This is a genomic window from Nocardia sp. NPDC004573 (genome assembly GCF_053602135.1).
Map to the genome: position 1 here is coordinate 134272 of NZ_JBSGDA010000012.1, position 13546 is coordinate 147817.

14 protein-coding genes are annotated in these 13546 nt (G+C 68.3%); 6 read left to right on the plus strand and 8 right to left on the minus strand.

Annotated features, from left to right (window positions below; genetic code table 11):
- Window positions 1-66 precede the first annotated feature (66 nt).
- Window positions 67-648, plus strand: coding sequence for a hypothetical protein (locus tag ACWEKR_RS20355; protein ID WP_452355799.1), 582 nt, complete (start codon window positions 67-69; stop codon window positions 646-648).
- Window positions 649-695: 47 nt separating this feature from the next.
- Here ACWEKR_RS20355 and mihF read toward each other — a convergent pair whose 3' ends face one another.
- A complete protein-coding gene (mihF, locus tag ACWEKR_RS20360) occupies window positions 696-1010 on the minus strand; it encodes an integration host factor, actinobacterial type (protein WP_039796616.1) in 315 nt (104 codons plus the stop codon).
- 376 nt (window positions 1011-1386) lie between these two features.
- Here mihF and ACWEKR_RS20365 point away from each other — a divergent pair, with 376 nt between their 5' ends.
- The 4 genes from ACWEKR_RS20365 (at window position 1387) to ACWEKR_RS20380 (ending at window position 4383) form a co-directional block, all read left to right on the plus strand.
- Window positions 1387-2181, plus strand: a complete 795-nt coding sequence (locus ACWEKR_RS20365) for a helix-turn-helix domain-containing protein (protein WP_452355800.1) — start codon at window positions 1387-1389, stop codon at window positions 2179-2181.
- 39 nt (window positions 2182-2220) lie between these two features.
- A complete protein-coding gene (locus ACWEKR_RS20370; RefSeq protein ID WP_452355801.1) occupies window positions 2221-2598 on the plus strand; it encodes a nuclear transport factor 2 family protein in 378 nt (125 codons plus the stop codon).
- Between the two features lie 108 nt (window positions 2599-2706).
- Window positions 2707-3276, plus strand: coding sequence for a carboxymuconolactone decarboxylase family protein (locus ACWEKR_RS20375; RefSeq protein ID WP_281874961.1), 570 nt, complete (start codon window positions 2707-2709; stop codon window positions 3274-3276).
- 225 nt (window positions 3277-3501) lie between these two features.
- Window positions 3502-4383: a hypothetical protein gene (locus ACWEKR_RS20380; RefSeq protein WP_452355802.1), complete on the plus strand. Its 882-nt coding sequence runs from the start codon at window positions 3502-3504 to the stop codon at window positions 4381-4383.
- A 102-nt stretch (window positions 4384-4485) separates the two neighbouring features.
- Here the strand turns inward: ACWEKR_RS20380 and ACWEKR_RS20385 are convergent, their stop codons facing one another.
- From ACWEKR_RS20385 to ACWEKR_RS20415, 7 genes are all read right to left on the minus strand, one after another.
- Window positions 4486-4761, minus strand: a complete 276-nt coding sequence (locus ACWEKR_RS20385; RefSeq protein ID WP_452355803.1) for a ribosomal protein L7/L12 — start codon at window positions 4759-4761, stop codon at window positions 4486-4488.
- 29 nt (window positions 4762-4790) lie between these two features.
- Complete coding sequence (locus ACWEKR_RS20390) at window positions 4791-5201, minus strand: STAS domain-containing protein (protein WP_452355804.1); 411 nt, start codon at window positions 5199-5201, stop codon at window positions 4791-4793.
- A 146-nt stretch (window positions 5202-5347) separates the two neighbouring features.
- Window positions 5348-6628, minus strand: coding sequence for an ATP-dependent Clp protease ATP-binding subunit ClpX (gene clpX, locus ACWEKR_RS20395; RefSeq protein WP_159845470.1), 1281 nt, complete (start codon window positions 6626-6628; stop codon window positions 5348-5350).
- A gap of 460 nt (window positions 6629-7088) precedes the next feature.
- The gene (locus ACWEKR_RS20400) at window positions 7089-7757 is read right to left on the minus strand and encodes an ATP-dependent Clp protease proteolytic subunit (protein WP_043721507.1); all 669 of its coding nucleotides are present in this window, start codon (window positions 7755-7757) and stop codon (window positions 7089-7091) included.
- 71 nt (window positions 7758-7828) lie between these two features.
- Window positions 7829-8416, minus strand: coding sequence for an ATP-dependent Clp protease proteolytic subunit (locus ACWEKR_RS20405; protein ID WP_039796608.1), 588 nt, complete (start codon window positions 8414-8416; stop codon window positions 7829-7831).
- 235 nt (window positions 8417-8651) lie between these two features.
- Window positions 8652-10028 (minus strand): trigger factor, encoded by a 1377-nt coding sequence (gene tig / locus ACWEKR_RS20410; protein WP_452355805.1) that lies wholly within the window; start codon window positions 10026-10028, stop codon window positions 8652-8654.
- 252 nt (window positions 10029-10280) lie between these two features.
- Window positions 10281-10859, minus strand: coding sequence for an FKBP-type peptidyl-prolyl cis-trans isomerase (locus tag ACWEKR_RS20415; protein ID WP_452355806.1), 579 nt, complete (start codon window positions 10857-10859; stop codon window positions 10281-10283).
- A 209-nt stretch (window positions 10860-11068) separates the two neighbouring features.
- On the opposite strand from ACWEKR_RS20415, the gene ACWEKR_RS20420 reads away from it, so the two are divergent.
- A complete protein-coding gene (locus ACWEKR_RS20420) occupies window positions 11069-13537 on the plus strand; it encodes a phosphoketolase family protein (protein WP_452355807.1) in 2469 nt (822 codons plus the stop codon).
- Window positions 13538-13546 lie beyond the last annotated feature (9 nt).

Sequence of the window (13546 nt, forward strand, 5' to 3'; positions counted from 1 at the left end):
CGCCGGACGCCCGTTTTACCGTGACTGCACGGAGCCGAAACGGGTTCGGCGAGAACGGAGCGGCCGATGCGGATCTCGGTGGAGGGTAACTCCGAGGGCCTGCGGGTACGAATGCGGTTCCAGCAGCACCGCCGCCTGCTGCTCACGCGGATCGTGCTGGCCGTACTGGCGGTGCAAGGGGCGATCATCGGGCTCTGGGCCACCCTCGCGCCGCAGTCCTGGTACACCAGTTTTCCGGGGTTCGGCGTCCGGTGGGTGGCAGCCGACGGCCCGTACAACCACCATCTGGCGGCCGACGTCGGATCCTTCTTCCTGGCGCTGACCGCGGTGACGGTCGCCGCGCTGGTGGTCGACCGGACCACGGCGGCCCGCCTCGCGGGTGTCGGCTGGCTGACCTTCGGTGTCCCCCATTTCCTGTACCACGTCCTGCACCGGCCCGCCGGACTCGGCGCGGCGAGCCTCACCGCCAGCTTGATCGCGGCATTCCTGCTCGTGGCCGGTGGAGCGGTCTGCGTCTTCCTACCGCCACGCGGCGACCTGCCCCTGTCGGATCCGCAGCCGGTCACCCTGCGTTTCCCGCGCCGCCGTGCACGCGCCTCCGCCGACCAGCGAGCCCGGGACGCCCGTGGGAGATCACCACGGGCGTGATCCGGTGCCTCCGCGGATGACGCCGCGTGCGCCGAATTCCCCGCCCGTCAGTCCTTCAGCGCTTCCAGCAGTGCCGCGCGCTGGCGCGCGCCCAAACCACCGATGCGGCGGTCCTCCGGGATCTCCGCCTGGTCCATCAGCTTGGCGGCCTTCACCGGCCCGACACCGGGCAGTGCCTTGATCACCGCGGCCACCTTGGTCTTCTTGACCAGCTCGTCGGAGTCGGCCTTCTTCAGCAGGTCCGCGACCGAGACCTTGCCCGCCTTCACCTTGCCGATCAGTTCGGAGCGTGCCTTGCGGACCGCAGCCGCCTTGGCCAAGGCCTCGGTACGCTGCTCTGCGGTCATGGTAGGCAGTGCCATGTCTCCTCCGCTTCCACTCGTCACTCGAACGTCTGGTTGACCGGACCGAGTAAACAGCACGGCACCGGGTGCGCAAGCTCGACACACCGGGGCGCGAGCAGCGGAAATAGCGAGGAATCTCCCTGGTCCACGCCGTCGGAAGCGGTGCACGGCCGACCGCCGGCGGGCGAAAAGGACGAAACGAACAGCGGTAACGCGGGGCGCGCGATTCCCGACAGAATCAGCACACATCCAACGCGGGTCATGGTTCAACGGCGAACCAGGGGGATCAACGGCGATCCCCCGAGCCCGGATCCGGTCGATCACTCCGGACGGCGCCCGATCCCGCGACGACAGAATGACAGCACGCCGCGCACAGCCGTGACAGCATGGCGGCATGGCGCCGAGCACTCCGCCGGGCACGCCCTCGTCCGCGGTTCTGTGGCTGTGGGCCGGGCAGGCGATCTATCGCGGGCCGTCGCTGCGTCTGAACGCGCATTCGACCGCGGTCGACTGCCTCGCCGTAGGGCTGGACGCTCCGTTCTCGCTCGAGACCGGCGACGGTACGCACGTCCTGCGCAGCGCGCTGATTCCGCCGCGCCGGGTGCACCGGCTGGTCGCGGGCGGCGACCAGATGCTGTTCTGCTATCTGGATCCCGCCTCGCGCGGCGCCCGGGCATGCCGGGAGCGGATGACGCGGTGGCACAACGAATTCGGACTGGACCACCGGGCGGAGGCCGCACTGGCCGCCGCAGCGACGCAACCGCGTCCCGATCCGTGCGCGTTGGCCGGGCTCGCCGGAACGGCGCCGGTCCCCGCGCCGGACGACCGCGTGGCGGAGGCGATGGCGGCCCTGCTGGCCCATCCGGCACGGGATATCCCCGCCGACCGGTTCGCCGCGGCCGCGCACTTGTCGGAGTCGCGCTTCCTGCACCTGTTCGCCGCACAAGCGGGAACCTCCTTCCGGCGGTACCGGCTCTGGGCCAGGATGCTCGGCGCCGCACGCGCGGTCGCCGAGGGCGCGAACCTCACCGTGGCGTCGGTCCAGGCGGGGTTCGCCAGCCCGTCCCACTTCAGCGATGCCTTTCGCACCCTGTTCGGGCTGTCGGCCACCACGCTGCTGGCCACCGGAGTCCGGATCGTCGTGCTGGACGAGGCGGAGGGGATCGAATCGGGCGCGCGACCTTGCTAGGCTAAGAATTAGAACACGTTTCACTTTGGAGGAGACTCGATGGCCAAGCAGATCCGCGACGTGGTCGAGCAGTACGTCAAGCTGGTGGGCTCGGGCCCGACCGAGGACATCGTCGAGCTGTACGCGTCCGACGCGGTCGTGGAGGACCCGGTCGGCACCCCACCCAAGCGGGGTCACGCCGCCATCCGCGAGTTCTACGAGGTGATCGCCGCACTGGATCGGGAGACCGAGCTGCGGCCCGAGGATGTCAGGATCGCGGGCAATCAGGCCGCGTTCCCGTTCACCATCGTCACCAGGGTCGGCGGACAGCGCTTCGTCCTGTCGCCGATCGACGTGATGGAGTTCGACGAGGAAGGCCGGATCACCGGGATGCGCGCCTACTGGAGCCAGGAGGACATGCGGGTCGAGCCCGAGTAACGCGCACGGCGGCCGGGTGCGCCACGTCACATCGCGGCCCCATCACATTCCCGCACGGTCTCTCGTCCGAGAAGTAGGAACCAGATCCGCTGATCGAAGGAGATCGACATGGGCGCCACCCGTATCGCCGCCGTCACCCCGCAGCAGGCCGGACCGACGACCAAGCTGCTCTACCGGCTGGCCAAGCGCCGCTTCCGGGAAGTGCCGGAGCCCTTCGCCGTCACCGCCAACCATCCGGGACTGCTGCGGGCCGGCGCTATCCACGAGACCATGGTCGACAAGGCCAGCACCGCCCTGCCCGCCGTCATCCGCGAGATCGCGGTCTATCGCACGGCGTGGACCATCGGCTGTTCCTGGTGCGTCGACTTCGGCGCCATGCTCATGCGCCTGGGCGAACTGGACGTCGCACGGCTCGAGCACATCGCCGACTACGCGACCTCGCCGCTCTACTCCGAGGACGAGCGCGCCGCCATCGCCTACGCCGACGCGATGACGGCCACGCCGACCGCGGTCACCGACGAACAGGTCGCCGACCTGGAGCGACGCTTCGGTCGCGCCGGCGTCGTGGAGCTCAGCTACCACATCGCACTGGAAAACTCGCGCGCGCGGTTCAATTCGGCGCTCGGGATCACTGCGCAGGGCTTCAGCACCGATTCGTGCCGGGTGCCCTGGGCGTGAAACGGCCGTGGCGCTGCGGGAGAGGTCCGGGCCGGACCTGGCCTTTCACCGCCGCCTCCGCTCCGGACTGTCGCTACGGCCCGAAATGCACTAAGAATAGGGGGTGTTGACGTCGCCTGGCCGTATCGCGGTCGGCGAACTGCCGTGGCGAATTTCGCCGCTCGGCGGGCCGTGCCGACGTCTTCGGTTTCTCGAGTTCCCCTCCGTTCAACCGTTTGGAGCCGCATGCTCGACGAACAGACCTCCGACGACGACGTCGCGCGGCTGGCGAGACGAGTCGAGAAGGCTCGCGGCCGTCTCGCCTACCAGTTCGACCCGGCACTGACCGGCGCGCTGTCGGAGGAGGAACTGTTCGCGGAACGCGAACTGGCCGAACGCATCCGGACCCAGGATCGCGATCAGCGCTGGAAGCAGGCCGAGGCGTCCGCCTCCGCCTCCGACCGGGCGCGGCACACCGCGGAGGCGATCGAGAAGGCCGAGATCAGAGATCTGCTGCTGGCACGCAAGGCCATCGCCGCGCAGCGCCGCGCGTCCAGCCCGCATGCCAGGCTGGCGTCGCTGTACCGGCACCGCTCCTGGTCGCTCGGCGCGCTGGCGGGCGTGGTGGCCGCCGGGATGCTGTGGTCGGCGGTCAACGTCCAGCACAACATCGCGCCGGGCGGACCCACCGATCCGCTGTACTGGTTCAGCTACCTACTCGAAGCGATGATCAGCGTGTCACTGATCATCATCATGATCGGCACGAACAAAGTCACCGAGTGGGGCGTGCTGGACAACCGCAGCCAAGTGGCGGCCGCCGAGATCGCCTTGCTCGCGCTCACCGTGGGATTGAACACCTACCCGTACGTGAGTGCCGGGCGATGGTTCGACGCCGCCGTGCACGGGGTCGCCCCGGTGATGATCGGCGTCGCGCTGCTCATCCACGACGCCGCCAGCGCGCGATACGGACGTGCCATCAGCTACGCCACCGAGCAGGTGCGCAGCCTGCCCGACCCGACCGGGCACGGCCCCTTGCCGGATGGCTCCTCAGAGGACATCCGCACCGGTGCGGACACCGGCCTTTCCCTGGATCTGCACGCCCCGATGGTGCAGGGCGCGCACAGCTAGACATCGCTCGGTAACGCAGCAGAGGTCCTGCCACGTCGCGGGACCGCCCGCCGCCGACTCGAACCGCCGCGTGCAAGGCAGTTGGAAGCGGTGGACTTCTTACTACGGGTATCGCCGTTCGACGGCGTCCTTGGCCTCTTTGAGCCCGCACCCCGTCAACTCGCGATACCGCTTGATCGCGTGAATCTTCTTGCCCTGCCTCAGGAGTGCGTCGACCTCGACCATGCCATCGCCCCGCGGGACATGCGGCACCGCAAGCGGCCGTGCGACCGCAGCGGCCTCGGCAGCAGGGGTCTCGATGCCCAACTGGGCCATGATCAGATCGAGCTTGACGTGCAACGCGTCGACCTTGCGCTCCAAGCGCCGGTTGGCGAACATGATCCGATCGTAACGACTGGTGCCGCGCGTCACGCCACGTCCAGGACGGCGTCGGCGAGGCTCGTCCTGGTCTCGAAGTGCCCGAGATCATCGGCCAGCTGCAGCAGCCGGTCCACGCACCGCGTGCCGGTGACCAGGCGCAGCCTGCGCCCGGTCTGCGTCAGCACGGACCGCGCGTCGACCAAGACGTACAGCCCGGCGACGCCGAAGAACGTCACTTTGGACAGATCGAGGACCACCAGGGGCGCGGCCGTCCCCAACGAGCCGATCACTCTGCGGCGGAACACCTCGACGGTGTAGTGGTCGACCTCGCCCGCCAGCGCGCAGAGCGTGACCCGGTCGCTCGGGGCGGTGACGGAGATCCTGAGCCGCTCGGCGGGGTGATCGGCATTGCGAGCAGCGTTGAGAACGTACGTGGGGTTGGCCAAACCTGCCGACATGAGGACCTCGGTCCTGTCGCCCGCAGCGAATCTTCGGACGATTGCTTGCGGTACCGATGCGCTCCGGCCCAGAGGGCCGCCGGAACTAGGCTGTTTGCTCAACCCTCACGAACGAGTACCCCCGAGGAGTGGCCGCCACACCTGTATTACGCCGACTTCTCGCGGCGCTCCGAACGCTGCGGCTTGCGCGGCACGATGGTGGGCAGCACGTTGTCGTTGACCGTGTCCGCATTCACGACCACCTTCGCGACGTCGTCGCGGCTGGGGATGTCGTACATCGCGGGCTGCAGGACCTCTTCCATGATCGCCCGCAGGCCGCGCGCGCCGGTGCCGCGCAGAATCGCCTGGTCGGCGACGGCCTCCAGCGCGTCGTCGGTGAACTCGAGATCGACCCCATCCATCTCGAACAACCGGACGTACTGCTTGACCAGCGCGTTCTTCGGCTCGGACAGTATCTTGACCAGCGATTCCTTGTCCAGGTTCGTCACCGAGGCCACGACGGGCAGACGGCCGATGAACTCGGGGATCAGGCCGAACTTGATCAGGTCCTCGGGCATGACCTCCGCGAAGTGATCGGTCGTGTCGATCTCGGCCTTGGACCGCACCTCGGCGCCGAAGCCGATGCCGCGGTGGCCGGTGCGGTCGGAGATGATCTTCTCCAGGCCCGCGAAGGCGCCCGCCACGATGAACAGCACATTCGTGGTGTCGATCTGGATGAACTCCTGGTGCGGATGCTTGCGTCCGCCCTGCGGCGGCACGCTCGCCTGGGTGCCCTCCAGGATCTTCAGCAGCGCCTGCTGCACGCCCTCACCGGACACGTCGCGGGTGATCGACGGGTTCTCGCTCTTGCGGGCGATCTTGTCGACCTCGTCGATGTAGATGATGCCGGTCTCGGCGCGCTTGACATCGTAGTCGGCGGCCTGGATCAGCTTCAGCAGGATGTTCTCGACATCCTCGCCGACGTATCCGGCCTCGGTCAGCGCGGTGGCGTCGGCGATGGCGAACGGAACGTTCAGCATCTTCGCCAACGTCTGGGCCAGGTAGGTCTTGCCGCAGCCCGTGGGACCCAGCATCAGGATGTTGGACTTGGCCAGTTCGACGGTCTCGCCGCGGCTGTCGCGACCCTTGTCCCCGGCCTGAATGCGCTTGTAATGATTGTAGACGGCCACCGCGAGAGTGCGTTTGGCGGTGTCCTGGCCGATGACGTAGTTCTCCAGGAAGTCCCGGATCTCGGCCGGCTTGGGCAGCTCATCGAGCTTGACCTCGCTGGACTCGGCGAGTTCCTCCTCGATGATCTCGTTGCAGAGATCGATGCACTCGTCGCAGATGTACACCCCTGGTCCCGCAATGAGCTTCTTGACCTGCTTCTGGCTCTTTCCGCAGAACGAGCACTTCAGCAGATCGCCGCCATCTCCGATGCGCGCCATCTCGTGGGTCCCTACTTCCTTGTCCGCGTGCAACCGTCCGTCCAGGTTGCCAGCTGTCCACCACTTTCGCAGCCGCAAACGCATCGGCTGATTCGTGGCCGGTGGGCAGTGCTGTCAACCGGGAGCAAAGGTCCCTAGGTCGACCGTACCCGGTGTTCGGGATGGAGGTCGACAACTCGCGCATGTTTCTCGCGCGGGTTGTGCGAGTCGTCACGACGCCGAAAGACGAAGCGCCCGTCGGATCGGACAATCGACACCTCCGGACCGCCCAGCGCGCCACGCCGGGGTTCGAACACATTCTCGAACCCACGGCGGCGGGTAAGCGGTCCGGCCGGGCGGCATGCCCCATTGCATACTTCCCGGCCGGAATTCCCTGTCATAGAGCGAATTCGAGCGAATCGCCGCCGGGATCGGCAATTCGCACCGCCGTCCCGGCCCGGCCGGAACGACGATCGGCGCCTTATTTCTGCGCGCTCAGCTTGCGGTAATCGAACACCGTGTCGATGATCCCGTACTCCTTGGCCTCCTCGGCCGTCAGGATCTTGTCACGGTCGGTGTCCTTACGGATGGTGTCGGCGTCCTTGCCGGTGTGCCGCGCGAGGGTGGTCTCCATCAGGCGACGCATGCGCTCGATCTCGGCGGCCTGGATCTCCAGGTCCGACACCTGCCCCTGGATGCCGCCCTCCAGCGACGGCTGGTGGATCAGCACGCGGGCGTTGGGCAGGCAGGCGCGCTTGCCGGGGGTGCCCGCGGCCAGCAGCACGGCCGCGGCCGAGGCCGCTTGGCCCAGGCAGACCGTGGCGACGTCGGCGCGCACGTACTGCATGGTGTCGTAGATGGCCATCAGCGAGGTGAACGAGCCACCCGGCGAGTTGATGTACATGGTGATGTCGCGGTCGGGGTCCAGCGACTCCAGCACCAGCAGCTGCGCCATGATGTCGTTCGCCGAGGCGTCGTCCACCTGCACGCCGAGGAAGATGATGCGCTCCTCGAACAGCTTGTTGTACGGGTTGGACTCCTTGACGCCGAAGCTCGAGTGCTCGATGAACGACGGCAGGATGTAGCGCGCCTGCGGGCTCTGCGGTGCGATGCCGGACAGGCCGGCGCGCGGGTCGATCGAATTGGCCATCTGAGTCTCCAAAGTCGGTGTGGCGGCCGGACCTTCGAGGTGTCCGGGGGCCTGTGGGGTGATCCGGTGCGTTACTTCTTGGCGCCGTTGGCCTGGTTCGCGTGGCTGATCACGTGGTCGATGAAGCCGTACTCCAGGGCTTCGGACGCGGTGAACCAGCGGTCGCGGTCGGCGTCGGCGGTGACCTGCTCGACCGACTTGCCGGTGTGCAGCGCCTGCAGCTCGTTCAGCTCACGCTTGGTGTGCGCGAACTGCTCGGCCATGATCGCGATGTCGGCCGCCGAGCCGCCGATCCCCGCGGAGGGCTGGTGCATCATGATGCGCGCGTGCGGCAGCGCGTAACGCTTGCCCTTGGTGCCCGCGGTGAGCAGGAACTGCCCCATGGACGCGGCCAGGCCCATGCCGTAAGTGGCGATGTCGCACTCGGCGAACTGCATCGTGTCGTAGATGGCCATGCCCGCGGTCACCGAGCCGCCCGGCGAGTTGATGTAGAGCGAGATGTCCTTGGTGGGATCCTCCGCCGACAGCAGCAGGATCTGCGCGCACAGCTTGTTCGCGATGTCGTCGTCGACCTGCGTGCCCAGGAAGATGATGCGCTCACGCAGCAGGCGCTCGTACACCGAATCACTGAGGTTGAGACCAGCAGTCGCGGTTGTCATGACCCCTGCCTGGTTGATTGTCACGGATACCTGCCTTCTCTCGCCGGCTCGTTGCGGATTGCCACATAGCCATCACTGGTTGGATATGCCGCACCCGGTCGGACAGGGCTATCCAACTTGCCGTCACAAACATTAACGAAGCAGGGCGGCACCGAACTCCCGGTACCGCCCTTTCTTCGCTCACAGCGCAATCAGCGCACCTCGCGGGCGTCGATCACACCGACATTCCATGAAATTATTCGGCGTCCGCCGCGGCCGTCTCGCCGGCCTGGTCCTCGTCCGCCGAATCGTCGGGCGCGCCGAACATTTCGGCGGTGTCCACCGGGTTGCCCGCGGAGTCGGTGACGGTCACCTGACCGACCACGCCCGCCAGCGCCTTGCCTCGCCGCACGTCCGCGAACACCGCGCCGAGCTGGCCCGCCTGCTGCACCTGCTGGATGAACTGCTCCGGGGACAGGCCGTAGCGCTGCGACTGGAACAGGATCCGCTCGGTGAGCTCCTCCTGACCGACCTGGGTGCCCTCCGCCTCGGCGATCGCGTCCAGCAGCAGCTGGGTCTTGACCGACTTCTCGGCGGACTGCTTGGTGTCGGCGTCGAACTCCTCGCGGGTGCTGCCCTGCGCCTCGAGCGCCTCGGCGAACTTGGCCTCGTCGTGGTCGTAGCCGTGCACCGCGTCGTGGGTCACGGCGTCGATCTCGGCCTGCACCACGGCGTCGGGCAGCGGCACCTCGACCTGCTCGAGCAGGGCCTCCAGCACCTTGTCGCGGATCTCGCCCGCCTGCTGCACCTTCTTGACCCGCTCGACGCGGCTGCGCAGGTCGGCCTTCAGCTCCTCCAGCGTGTCGAATTCGCTGGCCAGCTGGGCGAACTCGTCGTCGGCCTCGGGCAGCTCGCGCTCCTTGACGGTCTGCACCGTCACGGTGATGACCGCCTCCTTGCCCGCGTGCTCGCCCGCGACCAGCGTCGAGGTGAACTCCTTCGACTCGCCGGCCGACAACCCGACCAGCGCCTCGTCCAGGCCCTCGATGAGCTGACCGGAGCCGACCTCGTGGGACAGGCCGGTCGTGGCGGCCTCGGCCACCTCCTGGCCGTCGACGGTCGCCGACAGGTCGATGGAGACGAAGTCGCCGTCGCGCACCGGACGCTCGACCCCGGTCAGGGTGCCGAAGCGCTGGCGCAGCGACTGCAACTGCTCCTCGATGTCCTCGTCGCCGACGGTGAACGCGTCGACGGTGACCGCGATGCTCGAGTAGTCCGGCAGGGTGATCTCCGGACGCACATCGACCTCGGCGGTGAAGGCGAGCTCCTGGCCGTCCTCGATCTTGGTGATCTCGATCTCGGGCTGCCCGATGACCTTCACCTCGGAGGTGGTCACGGCCTCGCTGTAGCGGCCGGGCAGCGCGTCGTTGACGACCTGCTCCAGGATCGCGCCACGACCGAGGCGGGCCTCGAGCAGCTTCGCCGGCGCCTTACCGGGACGGAAGCCGGGGATGCGGACCTGCTTGGCCAGTGCCTTGTACGCGCGGTCGAAATCCGGCTTCAACTCCTCGAAGGGCACCTCGACGTTGATCCGGACCCGGGTCGGGCTCAGCTGCTCGACGGTGCTCTTCACGGACATGCTCCTTGTTCGTTGTTCGTACTGGTTGACGTTCTGTGTGCGGTGCCACGCCCCCGGCGCTCCGGGGTCGGAAACGGCGGGCGCGGCGGCCCTACGCCGGCTGCCGTACTCCCCCACCGGCGCCGATCCGAACCGGAGTCCCGGCCTCGGCCGAGACGACGAGGGGTGCGGCGTACGCCACGCATCCCGACCAGGTTAGTTGACCGGCCGAGCGGGCCTGCACCCGGCGGTGGCTCGACGGCCGCGCTACTTCCCCACCGAGACCGCGTCGGTGACGAAGACCAGCGTCTCGTACGGCGCGATCCCGCGACCGCCCGCGCCGTAGCCCAGCTCCGGCGGCACGATCAGCAAGCGCCGCGAGCCCTCCCGGACGCCGACGAGTCCTTGGTCCCAGCCGTCGATCACCTGGCCCGCGCCCAGGGTGAGCTGGAACGGCTTCCCGCGATCGAACGAGCTGTCCAGCGTCTTCTTGTCCGACCAGGTGACCAGCGCGTAGTTCATGGTCAGCGACTGCCCCGGCTCGGCGCCGGGCCCGCTGCCCTCCTTCAAGTCCTTGACGATCAGCTGCTTCGGCGGGTCGCAGTTGTCCGGAACGGTGATCTTCGGCGCGGCGCCGAACTCGCCGCTGACGGTGATGTCCTCGGCGGTGCACTCCCGGCCTTTGCTCTGCGTGGCAGGGCGCTGCGCGGAAGCCCCGGCCGCCGCGGAGGTCTTCGTCGGCGACGCGGTCGCGGGGGACGGCTCGTCGTCCGAGCCGCAAGCCGTCAGCGCGATGGTCGTCGCGGCGAGGGCGCCGATACCGAGGATCCTTCCGAGAATGTGCATGCCGCGGACCCTAGACCACGAACGGGCATCGGGCGGCGCGAGCTTCCCGCGACACGCACGGCCGCCGCACCGAGCCCGCGGCGACTAGGCTGACGATGAATTCTCCATCCGGCGTTGTCGATTCCGATCGGCGACCGTCGCAGGACCGGGATGGTGGTCGCTCGTGGCGCCGCGGTCCCCGATGCCCCGAACGTGAGGAGAGTCGGCGCATGACCCACATGGCAAGTGCAGGTGGCGATACTTCGGCGGACAATGTCGGCAGCACCGGCGGACGAACCGTCGCCCCGCGTCCCTACCGGCTGGCGGACGTGCCGGGCCCGCTGGAACGCGACGAACTGAACTCGGTCGACGCGTGGTGGCGGGCGGCCAACTATCTCGCGGTCGGCCAGATCTATCTGATGGGCAATCCGCTGCTGCGTGAACCGCTGCGGGCGGAGCACGTCAAGCCGCGGCTGCTCGGGCACTTCGGCACGGTGCCCGGCTTGAATCTGGTCTGGGCGCACGCCAATCGCGCGATCCGGCAACGCGGCCTGAGCGCCGTCTTCGTCGCGGGCCCCGGGCACGGCGGTCCCGGCCCGAACGCGTGCGCCTTTCTGGAGGGCACCTACTCCGAGTGCTACAGCCACATCCCGCAGGACGCCGCGGGCATGGGCGCGCTGTTCCACCAGTTCTCCTTCCCCGGCGGGGTGCCGAGTCACTGCGCGCCGGAGACGCCCGGCTCCTTCCATGAGGGCGGGGAACTCGGGTATTCGCTGCTGCACGCGTTCGGCGCGGCCTTGGACAATCCCGATCTCACCGTGTTCTGCGTGGTCGGCGACGGCGAGGCGGAGACGGGACCGCTGGCGACGAGCTGGCATGCGAACAAGTTCCTCAATCCGGCGCGCGACGGCGCGGTGCTGCCGATCCTGGCGCTGAACGAGTACAAGATCGCCAATCCGACCATCCTGGCGCGCATCCCGGAATCGGAACTGCTGGCCCTGTTGCGCGGATACGGCTACGAGCCGATCGTCGTGGCGGGCGACGACCCGGCGGCGGTCCATCAGGCGATGGCCGCGGCGGTGGACACGAGTATGGAACGCATCGATCGAATCCAGCGCGCAGCACGCGACGGCGCCGATGGGGAGCGGCCCACCTGGCCGATGATCGTGTTGCGTACGCCGAAAGGCTGGACCTGTCCGCCGGTGGTGGACGGCGACCAGGTGGAGGGCACCTTCCGCGCGCACCAGGTGCCGTTGCCCGGCGCCCGCACCGATGCCGGCCACCGCGCGGTGCTGGAGCAGTGGCTGCGCTCCTACCGTCCGGAGGAACTGTTCGACGACGACGGCAAGCCGGTGGGGGATCTGCTCGCCCAGGTGCCCGGCGGCGATCGGCGGATGAGCGCCAACCCGGTCGCCAACGGCGGTGCGCTGCTGCGCGACCTGCGCCTGCCGGATTGGCGGGAGTTCGGCGTCGAGGTGCCCGCTCCCGGCGCGACCGAACACGAGGCCACCCGGGTGCTCGGCGGCTGGCTGCGGGAGGTCACCGCACTCAATCCGGACAACTTCCTCACCTTCGCGCCCGACGAACTTGCCAGCAACCGTTTGCAGGACATCCTGGAGGTCACCGGCCGCGACTGGCAGGCCGAGATCGATCCCCGCGACCAGAAACTCGACCGGGGCGGTCGCGTGATCGAGGTCTTGTCCGAACACATGTGCCAAGGGCTGCTGGAGGGCTATCTGCTGACCGGCAGGCACGGCGTGTTCACCTGTTACGAAGCGTTCATCCACATCGTCGACGCCATGTTCAACCAGCACGCCAAATGGCTCGACGCCAGCGCGGCGGTGTCGTGGCGGCGCCCGGTTCCCAGCCTCAACTACCTGCTGTCCTCGCACGTCTGGCGGCAGGATCACAACGGCTTCACCCACCAGGATCCCGGCTTCCTGGACGTGGTGCTGAACAAGAAGGCCTCGATCGTGCGGGTGTACCTACCGCCGGACGCCAACACCCTGCTGTCCACCTACGACCACTGCCTGCGGTCGCGGCACTACGTCAACGTGGTGGTCGCGGGCAAGCAGCCCCAGGCCGACTGGCTGTCGGTGTCCGAGGCCGCCGAGCACTGCGCGCGCGGCATCGGCATCTGGCCGTGGGCGGGCCACGGAGACGAGACCGGCACGACGCCGGACGTGGTGCTCGCCTGCGCGGGCGACGTGCCGACGCTGGAGACCCTCGCCGCCGCCGCGATCCTGCGCGAACGGCTGCCCGATCTGCGTGTCCGGGTGATCAACGTGGTGGACCTGATGCGTTTGCAACATCCGGACGAGCATCCGCACGGCCTGTCCGACAGCGAGTTCGACACGCTGTTCACTCGGGACCGGCCGGTGATCTTCGCCTTCCACGGTTATCCGTGGCTGATCCACCGGCTGGCCTATCGGCGCGCAAACCACGGCGAACTACACGTCCGCGGCTACAAGGAACGCGGTACGACGACCACGCCGTTCGACATGGTGATGCTCAACGACCTGGACCGGTACCACCTGGTGATGGACGTGATCGATCGGGTGCCGAGTCTGCGCGAGCGGGCCGCGGGCCTGCGCCAGGAAATGGTCGACGCGCGGTGGACGGCTCGCGCGTGGACGAGGGAACACGGCGCGGACATCCCGGAGGTCGCCGACTGGAGGTGGCCGTACCAGCGCGCGTGAGGCGGCCGC

Excerpts from the sequence above, each read along its gene's own strand:
- ACWEKR_RS20355 (WP_452355799.1), top strand. The coding sequence starts at position 67 with ATGCGGATCTCGGTGGAGGGTAACTCCGAGGGCCTGCGGGTACGAATG.
- mihF (WP_039796616.1), bottom strand. The coding sequence starts at position 1,010 with ATGGCACTGCCTACCATGACCGCAGAGCAGCGTACCGAGGCCTTGGCC.
- ACWEKR_RS20365 (WP_452355800.1), top strand. The coding sequence starts at position 1,387 with ATGGCGCCGAGCACTCCGCCGGGCACGCCCTCGTCCGCGGTTCTGTGG.
- ACWEKR_RS20370 (WP_452355801.1), top strand. The coding sequence starts at position 2,221 with ATGGCCAAGCAGATCCGCGACGTGGTCGAGCAGTACGTCAAGCTGGTG.
- ACWEKR_RS20375 (WP_281874961.1), top strand. The coding sequence starts at position 2,707 with ATGGGCGCCACCCGTATCGCCGCCGTCACCCCGCAGCAGGCCGGACCG.
- ACWEKR_RS20380 (WP_452355802.1), top strand. The coding sequence starts at position 3,502 with ATGCTCGACGAACAGACCTCCGACGACGACGTCGCGCGGCTGGCGAGA.
- ACWEKR_RS20385 (WP_452355803.1), bottom strand. The coding sequence starts at position 4,761 with ATGTTCGCCAACCGGCGCTTGGAGCGCAAGGTCGACGCGTTGCACGTC.
- ACWEKR_RS20390 (WP_452355804.1), bottom strand. The coding sequence starts at position 5,201 with ATGTCGGCAGGTTTGGCCAACCCCACGTACGTTCTCAACGCTGCTCGC.
- clpX (WP_159845470.1), bottom strand. The coding sequence starts at position 6,628 with ATGGCGCGCATCGGAGATGGCGGCGATCTGCTGAAGTGCTCGTTCTGC.
- ACWEKR_RS20400 (WP_043721507.1), bottom strand. The coding sequence starts at position 7,757 with ATGGCCAATTCGATCGACCCGCGCGCCGGCCTGTCCGGCATCGCACCG.
- ACWEKR_RS20405 (WP_039796608.1), bottom strand. The coding sequence starts at position 8,416 with ATGACAACCGCGACTGCTGGTCTCAACCTCAGTGATTCGGTGTACGAG.
- ACWEKR_RS20415 (WP_452355806.1), bottom strand. The coding sequence starts at position 10,859 with ATGCACATTCTCGGAAGGATCCTCGGTATCGGCGCCCTCGCCGCGACG.
- ACWEKR_RS20420 (WP_452355807.1), top strand. The coding sequence starts at position 11,069 with ATGACCCACATGGCAAGTGCAGGTGGCGATACTTCGGCGGACAATGTC.